We start from the raw sequence: 25,195 nt of genomic DNA, 5'->3' as shown, positions 1-25,195 counted from the left end.
TTCGGCTCTGGATCGGGGGCTTTCGAGGGTATCTACCCTGGATAAAACCGCACCCACTTCTAACCCTGCGGCTCCCCGAGCGTGTTCCACAGCTTATCGAATTTGGCTTTCGTCAAAATCTCGTGCGTGACAAACCGTCCGTTATAAAACGCACTGTACGTGGTGAAGGCGGAAGGGGCATTTTGCGCCTGCTCCTTGGTCGTGAGCTTCACGCGCTTCACCGGAATTCCGTACGCCCGTTCAATGGCATCGAGCTCTTCGCCGGTATAATGATCGGTAAAAGGGCACTGGTCCGTATACAGCACGACCAGGCCGTCGCCGTCCGCAACGGTCTGCTGCTTGGCGCTTTCCTTGAACCGGGGAAGCGGGGCGTTCGGATCGAACCGCTTGACGAGCAGCTCGAAATAGGGAGGAGCGGTATCGCACACCTCGAACCCGTGTTTCACGTAGTAAGACTTCTCCGACAGATATGGCCGCTTCTTGTGGCTCGATACCGCAACGATGCCTGCTTTGCCCTCCGAATCCCGGATGCATTCCTGCAAAAGCTGCGCCCCATGGCCTTGTCCCTTGTAGCTTCCGGACACCCAGAAACAGTTGATGAACGTGTAGTTCGGCGCATCGATCGGCACCCAAGCGTTCTCGGCAGGCAAGTATTCGATGAACACTTTTCCTTTGGCGTCCAGCTTTTTAAAGACAAGCCCTTCTTGAAAACGGCACGCCAGCCACTCTTTCTTCAGGCTGACGCCGTGCTGGGCTTTCTTGTCCGACATGGCGCAGCAGATGTGCTCCCGAGCGATATTATCTGAGGTAACTTGTAAGATACTCATTCCCAGACCTCCCGATCCTACGTCATTTATCCTTCTACAGGCTGAATCGCTTCCTGATAATGGCTGATGTCGCCGTGCTGCTTGATGTCTGGCTTGCCATCCTCAGTAAACTCAATCTTACACAGGCAGGCCGGATGAATGTACGGGAGCTCCCACAATTGCTCGATCGGCCTTTGCTCGAAGGCGGCCATCAGCAATTTGACCACAACCGTATGGGTAACGATCAGCACGGCTTGCCCGGCATGGTCGCGTAGAATATGCTGGAGCTTGCCGAAGGCGCGCCGCTCCACCTCCGCGAACGTCTCCGCTTGGGCCGCGCGGAAGCGGTCCGGCTGACGCCAGAAGTGCTCGTAAGCCTCCGGGCAGCGCTCCGCAATTTCAGTAGCGATCTGGCCTTCCCATTCGCCCAGATTGATTTCCTTCATCTCATCGCATTCCGTAATGGCAATCGTCCGGCTGCCGCGGATCAACTCGGCGGTCTTGACGGCCCGGGGACTGGAGCTGCTGTAGATCCAATCGAGCGGCTGCTCCAGCAGCGCTTCGCCCAGCCAACGAGCCTGCTTCAAGCCAAGCTCCGTCAGCGGAGAGTCCTGATGACCTTGAAACCGGTGCTCCACGTTCCATTCCGTCTGTCCGTGCCGGACTAAATATACGGTTGTTTTGTTCATCCGAAGCCTCCTAACTGATCCAATGAAAAAGATCGATAAGTTCGTTCCGTTCGTCCTCGGACAGCTTCCAGTCCGTCATCTGCTATCCAGAGAACGCATGGGTTAATAAGGAAACTTTATACGGAAAATGATCCGGCGCCGCCTGGTTGGTTTGCGCGGGCTTCGTTGACCGCCTCCGGAGTCGTGACCGGCTGGATGGCCAGCAGCCATGCGAGAAGGAGCAGGAGGTGCTTCATGGCGCTAAGCCTCGACCTCCTTGTAATAAAACACGGTATCGTTCAAGCTGCCGTCCACGGAGCGGGCATAGCGGGGAATGCGTCCCGCCTCCACATACCCGAGCGACCGGTACAGCAGGTTGGACGGATCGCCTGCGCGCGTATCGAGCACAAGCAGCGTTCGGCTTTCGGTGCGGGCGCATTCTTCGGCAGCCAGCATCAGAGCGTGGGCGATGCCGTTTCTGCGGCTGCGCGTATGGACCATCAGCTTGGCGATTTCCGCCCGGTGGGCTGCATTCTTTTTTTGCGCGAGCTGGAGCTGCACGGTGCCGACAATCGTCCGATCGAGCTTGGCCGCCCACAGGACGACGCCCGGTTCCAGCGCACTTTTCCAATAATCTACCGCTTCGTCCTTGCTTAACGGGGGCAAAAAGCCGACCGAAGCGCCGCTCTCCACGGCATCGATCAGCAGCTCGGCCAACTGCTCCAACGCTTCCGGCTCGTACGCCCGGATTTCGACGATTTCAACGGCTGCGATCATGTTTCCCGTTCCTCCTCCGGCTCAACCTCATAGGTGCAGCGAAACCGCTCCGCACCCGGATATTTTTCACCCAGACTGACGATCTCGAACCCAATGTTCCGGTAAAAATCGACCGCGTCCTCATCCGTTTCCGCGACGATTTCCGTGGGGCTTTTGAGATGAATCAGCTCCAAAATTTGGCCCCGGCCATAGCCTTGTCCCCGATAGTCCGGCTGGACCGCAATGTGCCGCAGCTCCATCACGCGCCCGGAATCGATCCGGAAGCCGACGAGGCCGATCAGCTTCCCGTCTTTTTCGTAACCGTACATTTCAAGTTCTTCGCTGCGCTTGTAGTCATCCAGGATTTGCGCCAGCCGAACCGGGTCGGGAAAAATGGAGTATTCGAGAAGCTCCGCAACTTCGGGCTGGTCCAATCTGGATTTGATATTGATTAGCAAGGGGATCGCTCCTTTAGGTATTTTACTATTTATCATCATGATGATAAATCCCGTTAACCGCTGATCGGCTTTGGCAGAAAAACTTCTTATTTATTCAGTATAAAGGATTTGAAAAGTTTTTCCAAAGCCATCCATGACCGTCCTGCCAAAATCGATTGTCTATGCCCGATTCATTTTGAGATTGACGGATGATGGAGAAAGGACTACAATAATCAACAAGAAACAACAAAAATAAAGTAATATATGCAACAATCAACAAAAAGATGATGATCGATCGTAAAAGCGTTGGAACACTTTTCGTGAGAGTTTTTTAAATCGACGGAGTGAGGAGGAAGCGGGATGAAGCTGGATTTTCATTTTCACCTGGAGGAGGGGCCGTACTCGACCGGCTGGCTGCAGCGGACGGCGAGGGCGTTGGAGAACGTGCACCAGAAGAGCGGGCGGTTGGGCGACCGGCCGCATTCGCTCGAATGGATGAACAAGCTGGGAGAAGTGCTTCAGCAGCGGCTTGCGGCGGGCTGCTTCAGCGACGAATGGCTCGCGTTCTATTTCGAGCAGGGGCGGCAGCGCGGGATCGAGCGGTTCGGGATGGTGGATCACCTGTACCGGTTTACCGAGTTCCGGCCGTATTACGAACGGCACATGATCGTGGACGAGACGCCGCTCGGCCGGCTGCAGCAGTACTGGTTGGACCGTGTCTGCGTAAGCTCCATCGAGCCGTATCTTCAGGCAGTGCGCCGGGCGAAGGCCGCGGGCGTACCTGTATCGCTCGGGGTCGAGACGGACTTTTTCCCGGGCGGCGAGGCGGAGCTTGGCGAGCTGCTGTCGCGGTACGAGCTGGATTACGTGATCGGATCGGTCCATTTTCTGGAAGGTTGGGGCTTCGACAACCCGGAAACCCAGGAGCTGTTCAAGGAAAAAGACCTGCTTGCGCTGTACCGGCAATTGTTCGACTACGTGAAAATGGCGGCTTCCAGCGGCTTGTTCGACATTATCGCGCATCTGGACAATCTGAAGGTGTTCAATTACCGGCCGGAGGAGAGGCTGCTGCTGCCGATGTACGAAGATGTAGCCCGTGCGCTTAAGCAGGCCGATGTGGCGACCGAGATCAATACCGGACTTGCTTACCGGTACCCGGTCAAAGAAGCTTGCCCGAGTCCGGCTTTTCTGGACATTTTGCATAAACACGGCGTTCCGATTACGTTGAGCTCGGACTCCCATTTTCCGGACGATATCGGTACGCAATTGGACGAGGCGATGGATTTGCTGGCCCGGACCGGGTACAAGGAAATCATCTACGTGCACGAGAAGAAACGGATCGCCGTTCCGCTCGGGCGGTAAGGGGAGGTCCCCATGGAACTGTCGTTGACCCCGGATGTGTGGCATATCGGCTATGCGGAGCTGACGCTCCGTATTGTTACGGCGCTGGTGCTGGGCGGCCTGATCGGCTTGGAGCGGGAAATCGGCGGGCATTCGGCCGGATTTCGCACGCATATTCTGGTCTGCATGGGCTCGGCTCTGATTGTGCTGCTGTCGAGCTACGGTTTTTCCGATTTTGCGGTGGAAGCGAACGTGAGGCTGGACCCGGCCCGTCTGGCCGCCCAGGTGATCAGCGGCATCGGCTTCCTGGGGGCCGGAACGATTATACGCACGGGGCCGACCGTGTCGGGGCTGACGACCGCGGCTTCGCTATGGGTCGTAGCGGCGATCGGCCTTGCGGTCGGCGCCGGTTTTTACTATGGGGCCGTCGTCTCGACGGCTGCGGTCATTGTTAGCTTGTTCCTCTTGAACAAGGTGGAAAAGGCGGCTCTGGCGAAGACGAAGCGCAAACGCGAGGTGGAGGTCGAGCTCTGGGACGGGGATGGAAATCTCGGCGCGATGCTGAACCGGATCAAGGCTTCGGGCGCTTCTGTCACTGTGCTGCATCTGGAGAGCCGGGCGAAGGAAACGGAGGAAGGCTTCCGCCAAGCCTTAAGCGTACGCATGGCGCTCAAGACGACGGCCGGGCAATACGAGCACGTCGTGCAGGAGCTGGTCGTGCTTCCGGGTATGGTGAAGGTCGAGACGCCGGGATGGAAGCCGTTCGAGCACGAAAATAAAACGAAAGCGGCGGGGAAGACGGCCTGAGGTTCGCCGCCGTTGCACGGAGCGGGTCCGACGCCGGCGGAAGCGATCCGCGTCAACAAGAGAGCATGTGTAGCTTCCGGCAAACGGTAACGCGATTGACATTAGCGAAGAGGAGCGATTCGAATGCAAGCTTTAACTTTTCGGGAAGACCGGACGTTTACGATTGTGCAGTTCACCGACGTGCATATGAAATCCGGAGGCGACGCGGACCGGCGCACCTTGGAGCTGATGGAGCACATTCTCGAAGCGGAGCGGCCGGACCTCGTCTACTTCACCGGAGACGTCATCGAAGACAAGGAATGCGACGATCCGCTTGGCCGGTTCGACCGGGCGGTTTCCGTCGTCGAGAAGCGGCGTATCCCGTGGGCGGTCGTCTTCGGCAATCACGATACCGAGATGAAAATCACCCGGCAGCAGCTGATGGACAAAGTGTCGGACTACGAATACGCGTTAGCGGCAAGCGGTCCGTCGGACATTGCCGGAGAAGGCAACTACGTGCTCGAAGTTCGGGATGCGTCCGGCCGTCCGGCTGCGTTGCTGTACGGCTTCGACTCCGGCTGTATGTCCACGCTGCAGCACGTGCAGGGCTACGGCTGGATTGGCCGCGATCAGATCGATTGGTATGTCCGGCAATCCGCCGCCTATACGTCGGACAACGGCGGCACGCCGCTGCCGGCCTTGGCGTTCTTCCATATCCCGCTGCCGGAGTACGCGGAAGTATGGGAGCGCGAAGTGTGCTGCGGGCACAAGTACGAGAACGTATGCTGCCCGAAGATCAATACGGGATTATTCGCAGCACTCGTCGAAATGGGTGACGTCATGGGCACGTTCGCCGGGCACGACCACGTCAACGATTACTGCGGCACGCTTCACGGCGTCCGCCTGTGCTATGGCCGGGCGACGGGCTACAACACGTACGGCCGGGACGATTTCCCGCGCGGAGCGCGCATCATCCGGCTGTGCGAAGGCGAGCGCGGCTTCGAAAGCTGGCTGCGTCTTGCGGACGGTACGGTCGTGACGGAGCAGCCGGAGCATCGGCCGGAGACGCGTTAGGACCCTCAAAATAAAGCTGAATTTTGGACAGGCGAACGGCTGGAGGAGCACCTCTTCGGCCGGCCGCCTGTTTTCGTTTTACGGTTATCGAAGACGGCATCCGTCCGGCAAACTCCGTTCCGACCTCGCGCGGAACCCTTGAAAATAGCGGGTTTTCGCCATTTGAGAACCGTTTTGGGCAAATGAGAACTGGGCGAATCCGGGGGACGAATGCTACGATGTGGACAGGAAATCCAATACGCCAACTTGCCCTGTCTCGATCAGTCCAATACGAATATCCGCTATCGGATGTATAGTATAATGAGAACGGTGACTACGACGACAGACTCGCAAGGAAGGTTGGACGATGCGACATTTATTCTCCAAGAACTACGTTCGGATTTATTTGTGGATCGGAATGATTTTTACGATGATCATTATTCCGTTCTCCATGTTTTTGGCGAACCAGTTCTCGAAATACGCCTACTCGCAAATGGATCTGTTCAACCGAGATACGATGCTGCAAACGGCAAGCCGCACCGAGTTTCTGCTAAACAAGCTCAAAGCGTACGGGCTACATATGTACCAGGACCGTACGGTGCAGGAATGGCTGCAATCGGCCGGCCGCAGTCCGTTGGACGACATGGATGCGCTTCATGCGCTGACGAATTACATGTCGACCGAGCCGTTTATCAAGCGCGCCTATCTGGTGAACGTCCACAAGGAGCAGGTGATCGATTCGCTCAAGGGGCTCGTTTCGTTCGAGAAATTCGGGGATGCGGCGATACTGAAGAAGATCCGGGAGGACCGGCCGCTTTTTTTGCAGTTTTTTTATCATGAAACCGGCGGCGAGCCTTATCTCGCGCTCATCGTTCCGTCCACGCCGGCCAGGAAAGACCATCGCGGCTATCTCGTGCTTCTGTTGGATAATAGAGCGCTGCAGGAAAACCTGCTCGGTCTGAACAAGGAGCCCGGCATGGACCTGATGATTGTGGACGGCCAAGGCCGGAATGTGCTGGGCACCACGGAGAACGAGGCTGCAATTCTGAACGAGCTGCGCCACCTGAAGCCGGCGGGTTCGGAGACACAGGTCATGACCGTGCGCGGGATGCAATTGTTTGTCAATTCCGCACCGCTGGCCTCGCAGAAATGGACGGTGTATTCGTTAACCGAGTTGAAAGCGTTTAAGCATCAAGCGCAAGCGTTCCAGACAAAAATCGTCGGCTACTCGCTGCTTCTGCTCGTCCTGCTGCTTCTCGCCGCATTCTGGAATTCCCGCCGGATGGTGAAGCCTTTCCGCAGGCTGGCGGACCAGTTGCAGCGCCGCATTGTGCAGGAGTCACGCCATTCTGCGCTGGCTCTCCCTGCTGCGGGAGACGAGTACAGTATCTTGAAAAACGGGATCGAGCTGCTGTCCAGCCGGGTCGACGAAATGCACCAATCGCTTCGCGGCCATTCCGGCTTGATCAAGGCGGAATATTTGCGCCAGTGGCTGCTGCAGGGAAGAATGAATAGGACGCTGCGGGAAGGGATTGCGCGGGAATCGGAGCTTCTGGCGTCGGATCTCATCCGGCTCGCCGTCGTCAAAATCGATGCGTACCGGGACGTTGCCGAAACGTATGATTTTGCTTCCCGGCAGTTACTGAAATACGCGATGGGCAACATTGCCGGAGAAATCTTCGCGGGCGAGGGCGGCACGCTGGAGACGATCGATCTGGCCGGCGACCACATCGTCTTCCTGATCGGGCTGGATCGGGACGATGCCGAAGTCCGCAAGCTGCTGGAGACGATCAAGGGGCATATTGCAACGTATGTCCGGCTTCAGGTGACCATAGCGGTGAGCGATCTGAAGCACTTGGAGGACGATTTGCGTTCCGTCTACGACTTCGTTCTGGAGCTTACGCTGCTCAAGTTCATCAGCGGCGAAGACAAGGTGTATACGGAGGGCGATTACGAAAGCTACGTTCGGCTGCTGCAGCCGCTATCCGATCCGAAGAGCCTCGACAAGCTGCTTGTCGCGGTCAAGTCCGGGAAGAAGGACCAGGTCGTCCTGCTGCTGGAGGAGCTGTTCGGGCAGATGGCGGCGGTCAAATACTCCGAATGCAAGGTAAGGCTGACCGTCATTTTATTTACGATCATGAAGGAATTCGACAAGCTTCGGGCGCTGCAGGGCGTGGACGGTATCGACAAACAGCTCGACCGGTTCTCGACGCTGCAGGAAGCGCGCCACTGGCTGGAGGCGGAGCTGTTCGCCGTCATGGATCAGCTCAGCTCCCGCAAAGGCGGTGACCGGAAGGAGAAGCTTGCGGAGGAGATGATCAACTACGTACTGTACCATATTCACGATCCGATGCTGTCTGTCGAAGCGATTGCGGAGCATGTCTCGCTGTCGGCCAAGTATGCCCGCAGCATTTTTCAGGAAGTGCGCGGCGTGTCGCTCTCGAACTACATCCTGAATACCAGGATCGAGAAGGTAAAGGAACTGCTTGTCACGACAACCATGTCGGTGGCGGATATCGGGGAGCGCTCGGGATTTTTGACGCGGAGCCATTATTTCACGGCGTTCAAAAAAGCGACGGGGCTGACCCCGAACCAATACCGGCTGCACCATACCGAAGGGGAAGGAGGGGAAGCGGAATGAACCGTTCGCTGCGATGGGGATGCTTGCTCGCTGCGCTTCTCTTGCCTGCGGGGTGCGGAGGGCCTTTCGCTTCCGATGCGGGCCGGCCAGCCCCGGCCGCCACGCCTTCTCCGGTGACGCTCCGCATCATGCTCCCGGGCGATCGGGCCGCCGATTACGATCTTGTGCTGAAGGAAGCGCAACGGCGTCTGGCGGGAACGCTCAATGTGAGCCTGGACATCAAGTTCGTGCCATGGAACGACTTCGGCCGGGTATCCCAGGTGGCGCTGGCTTCGGGCGAGGAGATCGATCTCGTTTTCGACGCGCCGTGGCTGCATTTGAGCGAGATGATCTCGAGCGGCTACTACGAGCCGCTCGACGTGCTGCTGGAGAAGTACGGCGAGACGATCCTCGCCAAGCGGCCCCGGCCGATGTGGGAGGCCAACCGGTACGGCGGCAAAATTATGGCGGTCCCGCTCGGCGTCTCCTATGCGATGGGCCACTCGTATTTTGTCCGCAAGGACCTTCGCGAGAAGCTTGGCGTGCCGCCGATCCAAAGCTACGAAGAGCTGATCCGGTTCGCCTACCTGCTGAAGCAGAAGGAGCCGGACATCGTGCCGCTGATCGCAGCGGGGAACACGTCGCAGCAGCTCTACAGTCAGGCGGCGTTCCGGCATTACGATGATGTCCAGAACCAGGTCCGGCCGACGCAGGCGCTGGGCAGCAGCCTGATGCTGTATTACCAGCGCAATGACGGCAAGGTGCACAATCTGTTTCGCGAAAAGGATTCGCCGGTCCGCGACTGGATTCGCGAGGCGCGCCGGCTGTATGTGGACGGCGTCATGCATCCGAACGTGCTTGGCATCAAAGATTTTCAAGACCCGGGCTTCTCGGGCGAGGCAGCGATCTTCCCGGCAGGCTCGTTCTCGGTTGACGAGGGAAATCAGGAAAAGCTGAAGCAGTATGCAACTGGCGGAGAGCTGGAGAGCGTGACTTTTTATCAGGACATTCCGAAAGCGAATCTGTCGAATTTCGCTCAATGGAATTTTATCGCGGTTCCGGTGACCAGCAAGCATAAAGAGGAAGCGATCCAGTTCCTCAATTGGGCCAACGAGAAGGACAACTACGACCTGCTGGCGTACGGACTTCCGGGCGTCCATTGGGAGCCCGTAGGGAGCGACCGTTACCGGACGCTGAAAAGTGGCTATCAGCAGTTCCCGTACGTCTGGTTGTGGAACCCGGACAACGACCGCGTTCCGGCGACCGATGACCGCACCGAGGCGCTGGACTGGTTTATTCGGCGGGCGGAGCATTTTACGCCGGATCTGCTGACCGGGTTCCAGTTCGATGGAACTCCGGTACAGAACGAGCTGAACGCGTACGCAAGGATCGAGGCGGAGTACTACACGCCGCTGTTTAACGGAGTGCTCGACCCGGAGGAAGCGATGCCGCGGTTCGAAGCGGACGCTGGCGTGCTGCTGGATGCGATCGGGTCGGAGCTGCAGCGCCAGATCGACGCGTTCCTGCGGAACAAGCGGCGCTGACGAGTTCGGCGCGGCGGTGGAGGCCGCTTCGCGACGCGAAGCCACCCTCTCTAGGTCCGATATTTCGACGTAGAGAGGGAAGCCACAGCCGGTACCCAAGTGCGGCGAATTCGTGCAGAGGGGGCAGACGGAGGAAAATTGTCCCGAAGTATGTCCTTTTGTGGAGGATTATTCCGTTTTTATATTCATTGTAGGAGGTGGTTTTCATTTAATCTTGTCCGATGAGCTGAAGGAGACAGGGCAGGCGACTATTTGGCATTTACCTGCCCGAAGCGGAAAGCCCGGAGTGTTCCGGCGCGTCGTGGTGGCAGAGAAGCGTAAACATACGATCGAAAGGGTGGCTGACATGAAACGGAATACAACGCATAAAACGATGACGGCGCTGCTGGCGACCGTGCTGGCGGCGGCAGGACTTAGCGGATGTGCCGGGGGCAAGGACGCGGGCGGAACGGGGTCTGGGGCTGCTTCCGGCGACGGAAAGGCGGAAGGGAAAGTAACGGTTCAGCTCTGGAACCATTACACCGGCGATAAAGCGGCCGTCCTCGATCAGATGGTGTCGGCTTTCAACGCCAGCCAGAACGAAATTATGGTCAAGGCGCTGAGCAACCAGGACCCGCAGAAGCAGCTCACCGCGATCTCCGGCGGCAGTGCACCCGATCTGATGTTCACGTTCTGGAACAACATCGGTCCATGGTCCGAAGCAGGCGCGGTGCTGAACCTTGACGATTTCGTCAAGCAGGCGAACTTCGATACGAAGAAAATCATTCCCGCCGCCTTGGAGCGTATGAAGGTGGACGGCAAAGTATACGGCTTCCCGATCTCGATGAGCATGGCAAGCCGGCTGTACTACAACAAGAAGATGTTTCAAGACGCGGGCATTTCCAAGCCGCCGGAAACGCTCGAAGAGATGTTCGAGGTCTCGAAAAAATTAACCAAGAAGGACGGCAAAAACGGCTACGAGCAGGTCGGCTTCATCCCCGACTATCCGTGGATCGACAACGTCTTCTGGCCGATCATCTTCGGCGGCTCCTGGGATGACGGCAAGGGCAAGCTGACGGCCGCCCAGAAGGCGAACGTCGATGCGATTGCTTACCAGACGGAGTATTACAAGGAGTTCGGCAGCGAGGGCATCTCCAAGTTCAAATCCGGCATGGGCAAGGCCGACACGCCGCAGGACCCGCTTGTCACCAGCAAGCTCGGCATGATGATCGGCTGGGAGAACATGTACAACGACAAGCGCGGCGAAGGCGGAGCGATTGGCGTCGCTCCGTTCCCTTATCCGAAAGAGCGGCCCGAGCTGAAGAACGCGGGCATGGTCAGCCCGGTCGCCATGTTTATCCCGGCGAAAGCGAAGAACAAGGAAGCGGCCTGGAAAGTGATGCAGTATTTCTTGTCGGAGGATGTGCAGATCGAGTACGCGACCAAAGCGAAGACGATTCCGGTGCTGCTGAGCGCGCTGGATAACCCGAAGCTGACCAAGAATGAAGCGACGAAATCGCTGTGGGAATTTTACGAGAGCGCGAAGAGCGCGAACCTGAACGGGTTTCCGAACAGCGTCTACATCAACGAATATTTGCAGGCGCTGAACGAAGAGACGGAAAAAGCGCTCAAGGGCCAGATCGCGCCGCAGCAGGCGATGGATAACGTCGTGGCCAAAATCCAGCCGAAAGCGGATAAAGCAAGCAAGAAATAAGAAACGGTGAGGTTCGCGCGTGCGGTTATCGTGCCGTTCGCGCGAACCGGACATCGAAGAGGAGGAGGACCGGAGATGGATGCAGTCAATCGAATCGGAATCAAACGCAGAGAGCGTCAGCGTCTCTTCGTCGGGTTGTGCTTTATCAGTCCGTGGCTGATCGGATTTTTGCTGTTTCAGCTGCTGCCGATCATATCCTCGTTCTATTACAGCCTGACGGAGTACAACCTGTTCGAAGCCCCGCAGTGGGCGGGCGCCGCGAATTACACGGAGCTGGTCACGGACGGCAAGGTGTGGCAATCGCTGTACAATACGCTTTTTATGGCGGTGTTCGGGTTGTTCCCGCATCTGGCGTTCGCGCTCGGCATTGCCATGCTGCTCAACAAAGACGTTAAGGGAAAATCGCTCTACCGTACGATTTATTTTCTGCCTACGCTCGTGCCGACGGTTGCCGCGACGCTGCTGTGGATGTGGCTGCTGAACGCGCAGTACGGGCTGATCAACGAGCTGCTGGGCATGCTGGGACTGCCGCAGCCCGTGTGGCTGCTGGAGCCGCAATGGACGAAGCCCGCGCTGATCCTGATGGGCTTCTGGGGAACGGGGACGGCAAGCATCATGTATTTGGCCGCCCTGCAGGACGTGCCGCGCATGTATTACGAAGCGGCAGAGATCGACGGAGCCAACGCCTGGCAAAAATTCCGCCACATTACGCTGCCGGCGATCTCGCCGATGACGCTGTTTCAGGTCATCATGGGCGTTATCGGGGCGCTGCAAATGTTCACCCAAGGCTACGTGTTCGCGGACGGCAACGGGCAGGCGATCGGCGGACCGGAAAATTCGCTTTTGTTCTACGCGGTGTACTTGTACCAGACGGCGTTCTCGTTCCTGCGGATGGGCTACGCGTCTGCGATGGCCTGGGTGCTGTTCGTTATCGTCTTTCTGTTGACCTTTCTTGTCTTTAAAACATCGGCCCGTTGGGTGTACTACGGAGGTGAGCGCTAATGTCCAAGGCAACTGCCGCAACGTCTTCCTTATCCGTCAGCCGGAATAAGCGGAAGCACGCCTTCGGGGCACGTCCAAGCTGGGTGACGCATCTGCCGCTCGTGCTCGTCGGCCTGCTGTTTCTGCTGCCGTTCGTCTGGCTGGTCATCACGTCGCTTAAGACCGATGAAGAAATTTTCGTCGTGCCGGTCCGGTGGTGGCCCGAGACGGTCCAGTGGAGCAACTACGTCAATGCGATGAAGGCCATCCCGTTTTTCCAATACACGATGAATACGGTGTTGATTTCCGGCCTTTGCGTGCTTGGCGTTGTGGTGATCGCGCCGCTTGTCGCTTACGGGTTCGCACGGGTTCATTTTAAGGGCAGAAATGCGTTGTTCCTCGTCATGATGAGCACGCTGATGCTTCCTTTTCAAGTGACGATGATTCCGCTTTACGTGCTGTTCAACAAGCTGGATCTGATCAATTCGTACTGGCCGATCGTGCTTTCCTCGTGGTTCGGCACCGGCATGGCGTACTACATTTTCATGGTGCGGCAGTTTTTTATGGGCATCCCGCACGAGCTGACGGAGTCGGCGAAAATCGACGGCGCTTCGGAGTTTCGCATCTATGCGCAAATCATCCTTCCGTTGGCGAAGCCAGCGATCTTGACCGTGGGGCTGTTCACGTTTCTGGCGGCGTGGGGCGATTTTCAGGGACCGCTCATTTATTTGAACGATCCGGAGAAATGGACGCTATCCATCGGGCTGAAGCAGTTCATCCGCGAGAATCAAGTGGCTTGGGGGCAGCTGATGGCAGCTTCGACCTTGTTCACCGTTCCGATCGTCATTCTGTACTTTTTTGTGCAGAAAAAGTTTATCGAGGGCATCTCCATCACGGGGATGAAATAACCAAAGCAGTATCCGGGGAGGAAATGACAATGAAGCTGGGTATCAGTTCCTACAGCTTGTATCAGGCGGTGCAGCGCGAAGGCTGGACCATCCTGGACATTATCGAATGGATTGCGGAGAACGGGGGCGAGCATGCGGAAATCGTGCCGCTGGAGTATGACTTGCTGGAGCAGCCGGAGCTGGCGGACCGGATCCGGGAAAAAGCGGCGCAGTGCGGCATCGAGCTGTCCAATTACGCGATCGGCGCGAACTTTGTGACAGAGTCTGACGAGGCGTACTTGGCGGAAATTGAGCGGGTCAAAAAGCACGTCGAGCTTGCGCACCGCATGGGCATCCGGCTCATGCGGCACGATGCGGCGTCCCGGCCGCTGCCGGAAACGACGATCTCCCGATTCGAAGCCGATCTGGAGCGGGTAGCGGAGGCTTGCCGTCAGGTAGCCGATCATGCCGCTTCGTACGGAATCGTCACGAGCGTGGAAAATCACGGGTATTACATCCAGCACAGCGACCGGGTGCAGCGCCTGGTGGAACGGGTGGGCCGGGACAATTTTCGGACGACGCTCGATGTGGGCAATTTCCTATGCGTCGACGAGCTGTCCGTTCCGGCCGTCAGCAAAAACATTCCCATCGCCTCGATGGTGCATGTGAAAGATTTTTACGTCCGGCCTTCGTACCGGAATCCCGGCGAAGGATGGTTCCGGTCGGCGGGCGGCGGCTACTTGCGCGGGGCGATTGTCGGTCAGGGCGACATCGATATGCCGGAGGTGCTGCGCATCATCAAGGCGTCGGGCTACGACGGGTATGTGTCCATCGAGTTTGAAGGCATGGAAGATTGCAGGCAGGGAGCCAGAATCGGCATGGATTATGTTCGCGCACTGTGGAAGGAACTGTAAATTTTAAGCTTGAACATATTCGGATCGGGAGGATTCGTCATGAGTAAAGTGAGAATCGGTGTTATCGGAGCGGGAAGTATTTCGGAAATGCATTTGAAGGCTTATGCGGGCAACCCGGAGGTGGAGCTTGCGGCGATCTGCGATTTGAACGAGGGGCGGGCGAAAACTAAGGCGGAAGCCTACGGAGCGGGAAAAGTATTTACGGATTACAAGCAGCTGCTTGCCGATCCGGACATCGACGCGGTGAGCGTGTGCACATGGAACAACAGCCACGCCGCCATCAGCATCGCCGCCTTGGAGGCGGGCAAGCACGTGTTGTGCGAGAAGCCGCTGTGCAAGACGGTGGAGGAAGCGCTTCAGGTGGAGGAGGCGGTCGCCCGAAGCGGCAAGACGCTGCAGATCGGGTATGTGCGCCGGTATGGCACCAATGTGCGCGTGCTAAAGAAGTTCATCGATGCGGGCGAACTGGGCGAAATCTATTACGCCAAAGCGACCTGCTTGCGCCGGCTCGGCAATCCGGGCGGCTGGTTCTCCGACATCGAGCGCTCGGGCGGCGGTCCGCTCATCGATCTCGGTGTTCATATCATCGATCTGTGTTGGTACTTGATGGGCAAGCCGAAGGTCAAATCCATCAGCGGCAATGCGTACCGGAAGCTGGGTAACCGGAGCCATATTCAACATTTGGATTACTATAAGGCAGCCGACTACAACGAGCACAATACGGTGGAGGATCTGGCCAACGCGATGATCCGTTTCGAGAACGGAGCTTCCTTGCTCGTTGATGTCAGCTTCACGCTTCAGACCAAGAAGGACGAATTCGCCGTCAAATTGTACGGGGACAAAGGCGGGGTCGAAGTGGAGCCGGAGCTGACGATTGTCACGGAGCGGCACGATACAATTTTGAACATAACGCCGCAGATCGATCATCTGACGTTTGATTTCGAACGCGGCTTCCAGAACGAAATCGACCATTTCATCGCGTGCTGTCAAGGCCGAGAACAGACGATCAGCCCGGTGCAGGACGGCGTGGAAATGATGAAAATGCTGTGCGGCATCTACGAATCGGCGCAGTCGGGCGAGGAAATCCGGTTTTAGCATCCTATTTGCGGTTGGGAGATCATAAGATGAGACAAAGAATTACGGAGAGAGGCCTGGTCGTCTCCTGCCAAGCGTATGAGGGGGAGCCGCTGTTCGGCCCCCACCATATGGCCGAGATGGCCAAAGCGGCCGTGCTTGGCGGAGCGGTCGGCATTCGCGCGAACGGGCTCGCGGATATTTTTGCCGTGAAGCAAGCCGTCGCCGTACCGGTGATCGGCTTGAACAAACGAAGCTGCGAAGGCAGCGACGTGTATATTACGCCGACGCTGGAGGATGCACTCGCCGTCCATGCGGCCGGCGCGGATATTGTTGCGCTGGACGGTACGAACCGGCCACGGCCTGACGGACGGACGCTGGCGGATACGGTGAAGGAGCTTAAGCGGCGGGACATCCTGATTATGGCGGATATTTCGACTGAGGAGGAAGGGCGGTACGCCGCGCAGCTCGGCGTCGACTGGATATCGACGACGTTGTCGGGCTACACGCCGTACAGCGCGCAATCGGCCGAGCCGGACATTGTGCTGGTGGCCCGCTTGGCTGCAGCCGTGCAAGTTCCGGTTGTCGCGGAAGGAAGATACGGCAAGCCGGAGGATGTCAAGCGGGCGCTGGACGCGGGGGCGCAGTTCGTCGTCATCGGCGGGGCGATTACCCGTCCACAGCACATTACCGAGCGGTTCGTACATGCCATTCGGGAGAGCGGCTAGAGATGACGAGGCCGGGGGAGGGGGAAGCCATGCGAACCATACTGTACGTTCCGCTGGACGAACGTCCGTGCAACTTCGATTTTCCGGCCGATCTGGCCGCCGGTACGGATTTTCGGCTTGTGAGGCCGGAGCCGGAGGCGATGGGGCGTAAAAAGTCGCCTGCAGACGTGGAGCAGCTATGGGCTTGGTTGTTCGAGCGGGCGGCCGAAGCTGACGGCGTAATCGTGTCGCTGGATACGCTGGTGTACGGCGGCATCGTGCCGTCGAGACTGCACCAGTTGTCCCCGGAGCAGTGCCGGGAGCGGTTGGATCGGCTGCGCAAGCTGAAGCAAATTAATCCGAAGCTGCGGCTGTATGCTTTCAACCTGATCATGCGCTGTCCGAGCTATTCGAGCGGTGACGAGGAACCGGATTATTACGAAGCGTGGGGGAAGGACATTTTTCGGCGGGGATATCTTAGGCACCGGGCGGAGCTTGGGCTGGCGGACGAGAAGGAGCTTGCGGAGCTGAAGCGGCTGGATACGGCTATCCCTGACGTCGTATGGCAGGATTACACGGAGCGTCGAGACGTCAATTTGCAGGTCAACCGGTGGGCAGTCGAGCTGGTGAAGGAGCGGATCGTCGACTTCATGATCGTGCCGCAGGACGACTCGGCGCCCTTCGGGCTAACGGCCGTAGACCAGCAGCGCGTGCGCGAGCATATCCGGAGCCTGAGCCTGCAGCTTCAGGTCTATATGTACCCGGGAGCCGACGAGGTCGGCTGTACGCTGCTGGCCCGTATGATCAACGGGTTTATGGGCGTCCGGCCGCTCATTTACCCGCATTTTTCGAGTGTGCAGGGTCCGTTCGTGACGCCGTTGTACGAAGACCGGATGCTGTACGAGACGCTAAAATGCCACATCGTGGCCGCAGGCGCGCTGATGGCTTCCTCCGTCAGCGAAGCAGATCTGGTTCTGTGCGTGAATTCGCCGGGGGAGCAGATGATCGAAGCCGGCGAGCAGGCTTTACCGAATACGAACCGTGGATATACCGTGCTGCGGAACCTCGTCGAATTGACGGAAATGGCGCACGAGGTCGTTCACCGCTGGAAAAAGCCTTGTCTGGTCGCCGATGTCGCCTATGCCAACGGCTCTGATCTGGAGCTGCTTGCGCTGCTGCGGCAGAAGGGGCTGCTGTTCCGCTTGGCCGCCTATGCCGGCTGGAACACCAACGGCAATACGCTCGGCACGTGCCTCTCGCAGGGACTCATTTATTACTTATACGGCGATACGCCGGGCCATCGCGATTTTCTGGCCATGCGGCTCGTGGAGGATGCGGGCTACTGCGCCTCCGTCCGTCAGCAGGTCACCCAGTCGTGCCTGCCGTCCATGGGGCATACGTACTTCTCGGTCGACGGAGAGCGTGGGGCGGTGGCGGACCTCGTGAAGCGGGAGCTGCAGGGGTTTGCCCGGGAGCAGATCGACGACGAAGGGCATCGCGTCGTGATTGACGACTGCCGCATGCCGTGGAGCCGGATGTTCGAAGTCGGCCTGCGCGTGCGTGTCGAGAGGAGGTAGAGGGGGTTAGTCCCACAGCTTAGGCACCCGCTGGCCCCCAGAGAGCCGGCGGCTGCCTATCTATAAGCCTCTGCGGATGAAGTTAGCCGAAACCGCCCGCAAACCCAATTCCTTGGCCCAGACGGACAATTGTCCGACATGGTGGATTTCATGGGCGATCACATGTCTTAAAATTTCGCCTTGGGTAAACGTTTCTTCCGCCCCGGAAGGCGTGACCGGTTCGCCATCGGACTCATTGGTCCAATGTACGAGAAAGTCCTCGACTTCGCTCCGATACCGCGCAGACAGCTGCCGGACTTTGTCCAAGCTCGCGAAGTCATTGAAATCGGGCTCTGGGTCCGGCTCGCCCTTGATGACCCGAATCCAGCTGCACTCCACATCGACGATATGAAACAGCGTCTTCAGGATGGAGCCGACTCCGCCGGTGCGTTCGCGCAGCAGCTCTTCCTCACTTATTGCCCCGAAGGTCTCAAACCATTCGTCCCGCACCATCCAATTGTATCGAAATAACCGCAGCATTCATTTTCCTCCTCAGACCGGTTCAGATTACTTCCATAATCTTTTCACGTTTAATAAAGCTTTGCCCTGGAAATCCAGCTTATAAATATCCGGCATGGTCGTCGATTCCCAGAAATCAAAGTGATATGCCGGGTTAAAATAGTTGGGTATTCGGATTTTGTGGTGGAATTATTTACATATATCAATAGCCTCGAGGTAAGTCAACTCCAGTAATTATTCACCTTGCTCAATCAGCTATTTCAGAAAAAGTCCTATGCATGCCTATTTGAGTCTTCAGCTGATCGTAGTAGTATCCATTCCAGAAGTACTATAGGTCCTCATTAAATACCTTCGTCTTAGGTCAATTAAAGATAATTCGATTTACATCCACAATAACATGTGTTACTATTAACCTATGTTATTGATAACGAGGTGTAATTATGTCAATTCAATTAGCAATATTAGGCATACTGAGTTGGAAGTCCTCAACAGGATATGAACTAAAAAAGATTTTTGAGGATTCTTCCTTCATGTATTGGTCCGGTAATAATAATCAAATTTACAAGGCTCTAATGAACATGGAAAATAATGTATTTGTTTCCAATGAAGTGGTCCATCAGGATAACTTTCAAAAAAAATATATTCCATAACAGAAGAAGGACTTAAAGAACTAAAAAAATGGCTTGTATCATCACCAGATGCTCCTGAGATAAAAAAAACATTTTTGGTGCAGCTTGCTTGGTCAGATATGTTAAGTAATCAAGAATTAAGTAATGTACTCTCAGAATATGAAAATGAAATCAAACTGCAATTGATTATGCAGAATGAGAAATACAGACGTGCTCTTCATTCACCTAATAGAAGCACTAGGGAAAGCTTAATATGGGAAATGATTTCAGAAAACATTATTTCAACCTATAATAATGAACTAAATTGGGTCCGTGAAACCCGTCAGAAGTTGTTTGAAAATGAAGTTGTGGAGGAAGCGGAGAAAATGAACTATCAAATTAGAGAAATAGAAAGTAAAAAATATATTGAACTGATCTCTACTACTGAACCTTTAAGCACAGAGAATGATGCACTTGATCTAATAGCTTTGTGTTGGGAGCATGAGACAAATGCGATTATGATACACTATGCAGCATTATCAGAGGACTTCTTCAAACTTAAAACCAAAGTTGCTGGTGATATTATTCAAAAATTTATAAATTATGGTATAAAGGTTGCTGCTATTATTCCTCAGGAGACCATTCAAAATGGCAGATTTAAAGAAATGGCCATGGAAACGAACAAAGGCCATCATTTTAGAATGTATGAAAGTAAAGAAGAAGCTGAAGAATGGCTTCTGAAAAAGAGAGAAGGCGAGAACTGATGGAAAATATATATAAGTCAGAAGCAGGTAAACGAGAAGTTTTAGGACAGTACCGAAAAATACTTGCCAGCTGGCCGGTGGAAAACCGCAAATATGAAGTTGAGACAAGTTTCGGACCGACTTTTGTCATTGAGTCAGGATCGAAGGACAATCCCCCGCTGATCCTCCTGCATGGAAGCGTATCGAATTCTTACACTTGGTATGGCGATGTAGCTTCTCTTTCTAAATCTCACAATGTTTATGCAATCGACATTATTGGAGAAGCAGGATTATCAGCGGCAAGCCGGCCAAGCTACGAAAGTGGTGCATATGCTCTATGGTTGAACGAAACAATAAACGCACTTAGATTAAGCTCCTGTTCAATTGTAGCTATGTCATTAGGCGGCTGGATGGCGTTGAGTTTCGCTACCACGTATCCCGATAAAGTTGAGAACTTGGTTTTGCTTTGTCCCGGAGGGCTTGCGCATGAAAAAGCCAGTTTCCTATGGAAAGCAATCTTCTTCTCACTTCTTGGAAAATGGGGTCAGCTACAAACTCTTAAATTAGTGGGTGCTGGTAATCTTTCTTCATCATCGGCCGGATTGCAAGAAGATCTTGCATTCTCATCACTTACTTTCAAATATTTCAAGCCACGTACTGCAAAAATGCCACTATTTGATAATCAGTCACTTAATCAATTAACGATGCCGATATTAATGCTTTTTGGCGACTCTGATCAATTAATACCTGCTAGCAAGAGTATTAATCGACTTCAACAATTTGCACAACAAGCTAAGATTGAGCTGCTGCCGGATACGGGCCACCTTATTGTCAACCAGGCAGTTAGAATACTAAAATTCTTAAACCCTCAGGGCAGTTGATATGTTACTACTCTTTACCGAAGGGCTTGCAAAGGAACGTAAGCCTAAGTATCAGCGGCGGATCGATAACTATGAACGGGAAGAATACTTCCCAATGTTCAAAATGCCACCAGTTATTCGTGAACCGGAAGAAACAACCCTGCTTGGTATCGATCTTTCCACCTTAATCGAGAAATTGGAGAAGGGCGAATTATAAGCTCTTTTCCACCATAAAATCCGAATTTGAGCAATCGAGAAGAAGTTATACAGGAATTGAAATGCTAGAATAAAAGGGAATAAAAAGAAGGAGAGATGTTCGATGGTTAAGGTAAACGTGTATTTGAAATTTAATGGTCAAACAGAGGAGGCTATGTCGTTTTATAAAGATGCGTTGAAGGTTGATTTGGCAGGGCCAATTGTACGCTATCAGGATATGAGTGACAAAGAATTACCGGATGAAGAAAAAAATCTTATTTTAAATATGGGTCTTGATTTAGGTGAAAGTAGGTTAATGGCAAGCGATACTAAGGAACCAATGCACTGGGATTTGATTCCAAATGTAACAATAAATCTCAATCCAAAATCCCGAGAAGAAGCTGACCGCTTATTTGCAGCGTTAAGTGAGGGGGGAAATATAATATATCCGCTTGAAGATCAACCATGGGGAGACTATTTTGGTCATTTTAGGGATAAGTTTGGTGTAGCATGGGATGTTATGGTTAATGACTGAATTCTCCTCTCATTCAATTTAACATTCGGTATTCCCCAAACGGGTGCGATTCGATATGCTAGAGAATCGCAATAAGGAAACGATTGTAAAGTACCTCAGCAGGCTTCCTAACAAGGAATTAATACAATATGTCGCCATGGATATGTGGAATCCCTATAAAGACGCTGTGAAGGCGTTTCTACCGCAAGCTATGATTGTCGTTGATAAGTTTCATGTGGTTCGCATGGCTAACACCGCCTTAGAGGATATTCGCAAAGCACACCGCAAAGAAATTGAACCAAAACAATGCCGACAACTCATGCGTGACAGATATGTACTGCTGAAGCGTCAATATGACCTCACTGCCCAGGATATGCTACTGCTGGACTTATGGACGGCAACTATCCCAAGCTGAAAATGGCTTATGACCTCAAGGAAGATTTCTTCAAGATATGGGACTCCAAAAGCCGCCTGGAAGCCTACGACAAGTACCAGCATTGGCTAAGACGCATTCCTGATGAGATGCGAGCTCCATTTAAGTCTATCGTTACGGCGATGAAGAACTCATCCCGTCACAAACGCCTATACGGAGTCTGTGAATAACCTTATTAGGCTTGCTAACCGTATCGGTAGGGGCTACTCTTTCGAATCCTTAAAAGCCAAAATACTCTTCACAGAGGGCATACGTAAAACCAAGACAACGAAACATTCTATGAGGTCGCAGTACAACACCTACTACTCGTTGATGTCCTACAACTGCCAAGGTTACGAGGAAACTGTGTTCCTCGGATCAGACATTTCAACTTTCCGCTACCGAATGATTATGTGGCACAAATAGAAGGATTATTTATTGAATTACGGCTAATTGTGATAATGAACGCTCTCGGTGTGCCTGAAGCGAACAATTGGCTGCCGACCGATGTGAAAAAGTCTGCATCTCGTGAATTTAGCAGGTATGCAAATGGAGAAAGCTTTTTATTTACTGGTACACCATTTTGGGAATGATAAGCAATTCTATATATAAAATAATTCACGATTTCAGGAAAAAGATAACTTGATTACGCTTACGGAGCGATAGCTCAACGAAACAAGTAACAGTTTGCCGCGGCAGCTGTTCTTTGTTTTTATTACGCTCTAACGGGCAGCATAGTTTAACAAACCTCCACGTCAATTAGCAAAAATTGTTATAGTATGGATAGCAATTTGAAGGAGGTCTAAAATGAATAATCCTTCCTACAATCCATTTAATGACGAGACGCTTCACTCTACTGTAAATCAAACCCAATCGAATTCTTTAGACGAGAGAGTTCCCTATAACGATGTAATCAAACATGGGGATATTGTTCAAGGTTTCCAAGCCCCTAAGCGATTGGAACAATTTCCAAAGTGGTATCAGAATCCCCGAAGAATTTATGCAACTATCTCGGTACTTGGCTTCGCTTCGTTTATGATATATCAGATTATCCAAATTATCACAGCTATTGCATTAGGGAAGTAGCCCATTTGTATATCGACGGTAACTTGTTGAAGTAACGGTGAACGATAGCTCAATGGTTAGTCTACAATTATATTATTCGAATTTTATTAAGTAATATCTTTCAATACTGCATTGAGTCTAAAACTTTTTTTAATATTTTGAAAAATAAAATGACCGAGATTCCTTGATTGATAAGGAGTCCCGGTCTACTACTTTATTATCACTAAACACTAGGGGCAGTATTCCCAAGCTTAATAGGTAGATTTACTAGGTTGTCCCTCCGGCGTCAACTGATAGAAGCCGTCCTGTACGTACAACCGGTAGGCGCGGCTTTCCTCATCGTAAGCGGCTGCGTGCTGCCATGCCTCTTCCAGCGATTCCGTCTTGATCAACCGATGGAAAAAGTGCATGATGAACAGCGCGGCCGATTCTCCCGAAACGTCGATATCGGCGGCGATATACGCTTTAAGGTTTCCTTGCATAAAAGCCTTTCCCGCCTTTTCCACGCCCGCGGAGCAGGCCGTATTGATAACAACCGTTCCCGGCAGGTTGATCGCTTGGCCTATCGTCTCCGGAAGCATAACCTCATCGTGCAAGCTCGAAACGTCGATTTCTTCGATATATTCGCCGAAAATAATTCCGCCCTTGTCCCCATGAGCGCTAATAATAAGGTAAGGCGGAGCATTCTCTTCTCCTTGCCCGATCACTTGAAGAAAATCCCCCGGCGTGCCGATCGCATGAAACAGCGTAACCGTATTGAATTGTTCCAGAACCGTACGAATAAAATTAGCCTCGCCGCCGTCGTCGATTGCAGCGATCGCAACAGGCAATCGTTTGGCGTAAAATCGGGTATCAACAGGCTTCCACATGGTGTACCACTCCTCATCTATTTTTATATGCTTACGACGAGGGGGTTCCATGGTTTCGCTATTTTTGGATTTAGACCCCAAGGCGGGACGCAAAAAAAGCACCTTTCATGAAGGACGAGGCCAGCCGTTTCATGCCGCCCGTCCGTTCTAGAAACGTGCTTTATTTTGTAAGTAGTTGTGTCGGAGTCCGGTACTTGTACGATGAAGCTTACAGCGTCAAGTTCACGATCGTTCCGACGGGTGATTTATTTGCTTTACGCTTCTCCGAGTACGTCTCGATTTCTTGCGCCGTTAGCTGTCTCCTCCCGGATTGCTGCGGCTTATCCGAGTTTTCATCTTCCTTCGTTTGTTTTGCGGGCTTGGCAGAAGCGATCTTATCGTCCTCCCGGACCGCTTTAGCGAGGTCGCTTGCGATATTACCGGACAGTTCCATAAGCTTGCCGTTTAAGTTCTCGGCTTTTTCCTTCAATTCGCTTGAGCGCGCAGGGTTGCTGTGTTCCCAGCCTTTAGCCTCCGTTCGCAGCGTATTTTGCGCCATCTTGATGCGGCCGAAGTTCTGCTTCTCCTGGCTCGCCGACACAACCGCTTGCATTGTGTTCGAAAATTCAACGGAGTCTTCTTGGGATCGTTCATTCGGGTAGCTGCCGCCAGGACTGGAGGCGTTCGACTTCTCGCCCTTTTTCTTGCTCTCTTCGTCTAATCCCGCTGCCTTCCGCTGTTCTTCGAGCTGGATTTTTCTCATTTGTTCTTCCAGCTCCCGGATTTGCTTGTCGATGTTTTCGAGTTCCGCTTTCATCGATTCCGCACTGGTGCCTTTTTTCAAAGCCTCGCTTAAATAGTTGCCTCGTCGTTCCATCAGCCCTTGCTTTTGTTCCATTAACCGCTCCATGGCCACCATTTTTTGACCGGGACCGTTAAGGAAAGGCTTGCGGATGGTAACCTTGTCCTGCTGCTGTTGCTTGTGCTCCTGCTGTTCGTTCGCATTGGATCGCCGAGCGTACGTGTGATTACCATGTGCGCCGACAAACGAAGACCGTAAGTCTAGGGAAACGCGCATGAATAGGATCCTCCTCCTTGATTTTTTTGTAAAAGCAATCCTTATTTTACTATATCGTCTAATCCCATTAATTTTTAAAACGATTTACTAAAAAAATTTATTGAAATAGATTTTTTGCTTCCAAATCCCGTCCCTAATATGCCGACTTTAACCACATGGCATCCTCCATATTTTCGTTGTAAGAGCCTTAAATAAACACCGTGTCGGCATCCGTATGCTCGAAGCACAGATTAACCGTCCGCACGTTCGATCTGGTCCGGTGAACGACTCCGGCAGGGATGGTGATGGAATCGTTGGCTTTCAAAGATACGGTGTCGCGGTCTTGGAAATCGATGAGCAGCTCGCCTTCCAGCACGATAAACAGCTCGTCGGAGGTCGGGTGATAATGCCATTGATATTCGCCGGTGAAGACGGCCAGCCGAAGGCAGCTTTCATTGACAGTACTGACGACAACGTTGCGGTACTGCTCTTCGACGCTGCCGCTTAATTGAGACAGATTGACAACTTCGAGTTCTTGGGCTGATTTCACT

27 protein-coding genes and 1 pseudogene are annotated in these 25,195 nt (G+C 53.7%); 20 read left to right on the top strand and 8 right to left on the bottom strand.

The genetic code is table 11. From position 1 onward, the window contains the following. Positions 1–59: 59 nt before the first annotated feature. The 4 genes from QMG93_RS01105 to QMG93_RS01090 all read right to left on the bottom strand — a co-directional run bounded on the left by QMG93_RS01105 (position 60) and on the right by QMG93_RS01090 (position 2,688). Positions 60–770, bottom strand: a complete 711-nt coding sequence (locus tag QMG93_RS01105) for a GNAT family N-acetyltransferase (protein ID WP_413789250.1) — start codon at positions 768–770, stop codon at positions 60–62. 83 nt (positions 771–853) lie between these two features. After that, the gene (locus tag QMG93_RS01100) at positions 854–1,495 is read right to left on the bottom strand and encodes a histidine phosphatase family protein (protein ID WP_281933056.1); all 642 of its coding nucleotides are present in this window, start codon (positions 1,493–1,495) and stop codon (positions 854–856) included. A gap of 240 nt (positions 1,496–1,735) precedes the next feature. Then, positions 1,736–2,251, bottom strand: coding sequence for a GNAT family N-acetyltransferase (locus QMG93_RS01095; protein ID WP_281933055.1), 516 nt, complete (start codon positions 2,249–2,251; stop codon positions 1,736–1,738). Beyond that, complete coding sequence (locus tag QMG93_RS01090; protein ID WP_281933054.1) at positions 2,248–2,688, bottom strand: GNAT family N-acetyltransferase; 441 nt, start codon at positions 2,686–2,688, stop codon at positions 2,248–2,250. Before QMG93_RS01090 ends, QMG93_RS01095 begins: the two co-directional genes overlap by 4 nt. Positions 2,689–3,027: 339 nt before the next feature. Between QMG93_RS01090 and QMG93_RS01085 the strand changes: the two genes are divergently transcribed. The 12 genes from QMG93_RS01085 to QMG93_RS01030 all read left to right on the top strand — a co-directional run bounded on the left by QMG93_RS01085 (position 3,028) and on the right by QMG93_RS01030 (position 17,844). Then, on the top strand, positions 3,028–4,029 hold the full coding sequence (locus QMG93_RS01085) for a PHP domain-containing protein (RefSeq protein ID WP_281933053.1): 1,002 nt from the start codon (positions 3,028–3,030) through the stop codon (positions 4,027–4,029). A 12-nt stretch (positions 4,030–4,041) separates the two neighbouring features. Next, a complete protein-coding gene (locus QMG93_RS01080; RefSeq protein ID WP_281933052.1) occupies positions 4,042–4,815 on the top strand; it encodes an MgtC/SapB family protein in 774 nt (257 codons plus the stop codon). Positions 4,816–4,938: 123 nt separating this feature from the next. Further along, positions 4,939–5,868: a metallophosphoesterase family protein gene (locus tag QMG93_RS01075; protein ID WP_281933051.1), complete on the top strand. Its 930-nt coding sequence runs from the start codon at positions 4,939–4,941 to the stop codon at positions 5,866–5,868. A gap of 346 nt (positions 5,869–6,214) precedes the next feature. Beyond that, complete coding sequence (locus tag QMG93_RS01070; protein ID WP_281933050.1) at positions 6,215–8,488, top strand: AraC family transcriptional regulator; 2,274 nt, start codon at positions 6,215–6,217, stop codon at positions 8,486–8,488. After that, the gene (locus tag QMG93_RS01065) at positions 8,485–10,011 is read left to right on the top strand and encodes an ABC transporter substrate-binding protein (protein WP_281933049.1); all 1,527 of its coding nucleotides are present in this window, start codon (positions 8,485–8,487) and stop codon (positions 10,009–10,011) included. The genes QMG93_RS01070 and QMG93_RS01065 overlap by 4 nt, the downstream gene beginning before the upstream one ends. Positions 10,012–10,357: 346 nt before the next feature. Continuing rightward, positions 10,358–11,704 (top strand): ABC transporter substrate-binding protein, encoded by a 1,347-nt coding sequence (locus QMG93_RS01060; protein ID WP_281933048.1) that lies wholly within the window; start codon positions 10,358–10,360, stop codon positions 11,702–11,704. Positions 11,705–11,779: 75 nt separating this feature from the next. Next, positions 11,780–12,706 (top strand): carbohydrate ABC transporter permease, encoded by a 927-nt coding sequence (locus QMG93_RS01055; protein ID WP_281933047.1) that lies wholly within the window; start codon positions 11,780–11,782, stop codon positions 12,704–12,706. Then, positions 12,706–13,593 carry a carbohydrate ABC transporter permease gene (locus tag QMG93_RS01050; RefSeq protein ID WP_281933046.1) on the top strand — a complete coding sequence of 296 codons (888 nt, stop codon included), beginning with the start codon at positions 12,706–12,708 and terminating at the stop codon, positions 13,591–13,593. The genes QMG93_RS01055 and QMG93_RS01050 overlap by 1 nt, the downstream gene beginning before the upstream one ends. A gap of 29 nt (positions 13,594–13,622) precedes the next feature. Further along, positions 13,623–14,486 carry a sugar phosphate isomerase/epimerase family protein gene (locus tag QMG93_RS01045; RefSeq protein WP_281933045.1) on the top strand — a complete coding sequence of 288 codons (864 nt, stop codon included), beginning with the start codon at positions 13,623–13,625 and terminating at the stop codon, positions 14,484–14,486. Between the two features lie 39 nt (positions 14,487–14,525). Next, a complete protein-coding gene (locus QMG93_RS01040; protein WP_281933044.1) occupies positions 14,526–15,581 on the top strand; it encodes a Gfo/Idh/MocA family protein in 1,056 nt (351 codons plus the stop codon). A gap of 29 nt (positions 15,582–15,610) precedes the next feature. Further along, positions 15,611–16,288, top strand: coding sequence for an N-acetylmannosamine-6-phosphate 2-epimerase (locus QMG93_RS01035; RefSeq protein WP_281933043.1), 678 nt, complete (start codon positions 15,611–15,613; stop codon positions 16,286–16,288). Between the two features lie 29 nt (positions 16,289–16,317). Then, complete coding sequence (locus QMG93_RS01030) at positions 16,318–17,844, top strand: DUF4127 family protein (RefSeq protein WP_281933042.1); 1,527 nt, start codon at positions 16,318–16,320, stop codon at positions 17,842–17,844. A gap of 60 nt (positions 17,845–17,904) precedes the next feature. On the opposite strand, the gene QMG93_RS01025 is transcribed toward QMG93_RS01030, so the two are convergent. Further along, positions 17,905–18,363 carry a DinB family protein gene (locus QMG93_RS01025; RefSeq protein WP_281933041.1) on the bottom strand — a complete coding sequence of 153 codons (459 nt, stop codon included), beginning with the start codon at positions 18,361–18,363 and terminating at the stop codon, positions 17,905–17,907. Positions 18,364–18,782: 419 nt separating this feature from the next. On the opposite strand from QMG93_RS01025, the gene QMG93_RS01020 reads away from it, so the two are divergent. The 8 genes and pseudogenes from QMG93_RS01020 to QMG93_RS00990 all read left to right on the top strand — a co-directional run bounded on the left by QMG93_RS01020 (position 18,783) and on the right by QMG93_RS00990 (position 22,760). Then, positions 18,783–18,992, top strand: a complete 210-nt coding sequence (locus tag QMG93_RS01020) for a PadR family transcriptional regulator (RefSeq protein ID WP_281933040.1) — start codon at positions 18,783–18,785, stop codon at positions 18,990–18,992. Between the two features lie 77 nt (positions 18,993–19,069). Then, the gene (locus QMG93_RS01015; RefSeq protein WP_281933039.1) at positions 19,070–19,714 is read left to right on the top strand and encodes a DUF4180 domain-containing protein; all 645 of its coding nucleotides are present in this window, start codon (positions 19,070–19,072) and stop codon (positions 19,712–19,714) included. Further along, positions 19,681–20,574, top strand: coding sequence for an alpha/beta fold hydrolase (locus QMG93_RS01010; RefSeq protein ID WP_281933038.1), 894 nt, complete (start codon positions 19,681–19,683; stop codon positions 20,572–20,574). Before QMG93_RS01015 ends, QMG93_RS01010 begins: the two co-directional genes overlap by 34 nt. Position 20,575: 1 nt before the next feature. After that, complete coding sequence (locus QMG93_RS01005) at positions 20,576–20,770, top strand: hypothetical protein (RefSeq protein WP_281933037.1); 195 nt, start codon at positions 20,576–20,578, stop codon at positions 20,768–20,770. Positions 20,771–20,872: 102 nt separating this feature from the next. Beyond that, positions 20,873–21,283, top strand: coding sequence for a VOC family protein (locus QMG93_RS01000; protein ID WP_281933036.1), 411 nt, complete (start codon positions 20,873–20,875; stop codon positions 21,281–21,283). 55 nt (positions 21,284–21,338) lie between these two features. Further along, entirely contained in the window at positions 21,339–21,677 is a 339-nt protein-coding gene (locus QMG93_RS00995; protein ID WP_281933035.1) for a transposase, read from the top strand. Next, a pseudogene (locus QMG93_RS35290) lies at positions 21,653–22,100 on the top strand (transposase). The gene QMG93_RS00995 and the pseudogene QMG93_RS35290 overlap by 25 nt, the downstream one beginning before the upstream one ends. A gap of 381 nt (positions 22,101–22,481) precedes the next feature. Beyond that, the gene (locus tag QMG93_RS00990; protein ID WP_281933034.1) at positions 22,482–22,760 is read left to right on the top strand and encodes a hypothetical protein; all 279 of its coding nucleotides are present in this window, start codon (positions 22,482–22,484) and stop codon (positions 22,758–22,760) included. A 230-nt stretch (positions 22,761–22,990) separates the two neighbouring features. Here QMG93_RS00990 and QMG93_RS00985 read toward each other — a convergent pair whose 3' ends face one another. From QMG93_RS00985 to QMG93_RS00975, 3 genes are all read right to left on the bottom strand, one after another. Next, positions 22,991–23,608, bottom strand: coding sequence for a hypothetical protein (locus QMG93_RS00985; protein ID WP_281933033.1), 618 nt, complete (start codon positions 23,606–23,608; stop codon positions 22,991–22,993). A gap of 208 nt (positions 23,609–23,816) precedes the next feature. Further along, positions 23,817–24,665, bottom strand: coding sequence for a hypothetical protein (locus QMG93_RS00980; protein ID WP_281933032.1), 849 nt, complete (start codon positions 24,663–24,665; stop codon positions 23,817–23,819). A gap of 187 nt (positions 24,666–24,852) precedes the next feature. Then, positions 24,853–25,194 carry a cupin domain-containing protein gene (locus QMG93_RS00975; RefSeq protein WP_281933031.1) on the bottom strand — a complete coding sequence of 114 codons (342 nt, stop codon included), beginning with the start codon at positions 25,192–25,194 and terminating at the stop codon, positions 24,853–24,855. Position 25,195 lies beyond the last annotated feature (1 nt).

Source organism: Paenibacillus tyrphae (assembly GCF_027925525.1).
GTDB classification, from domain to species: Bacteria; Bacillota; Bacilli; order Paenibacillales; family NBRC-103111; genus Paenibacillus_G; species Paenibacillus_G tyrfis_B.
This window is presented reverse-complemented; position numbering and strand designations above follow the sequence as displayed.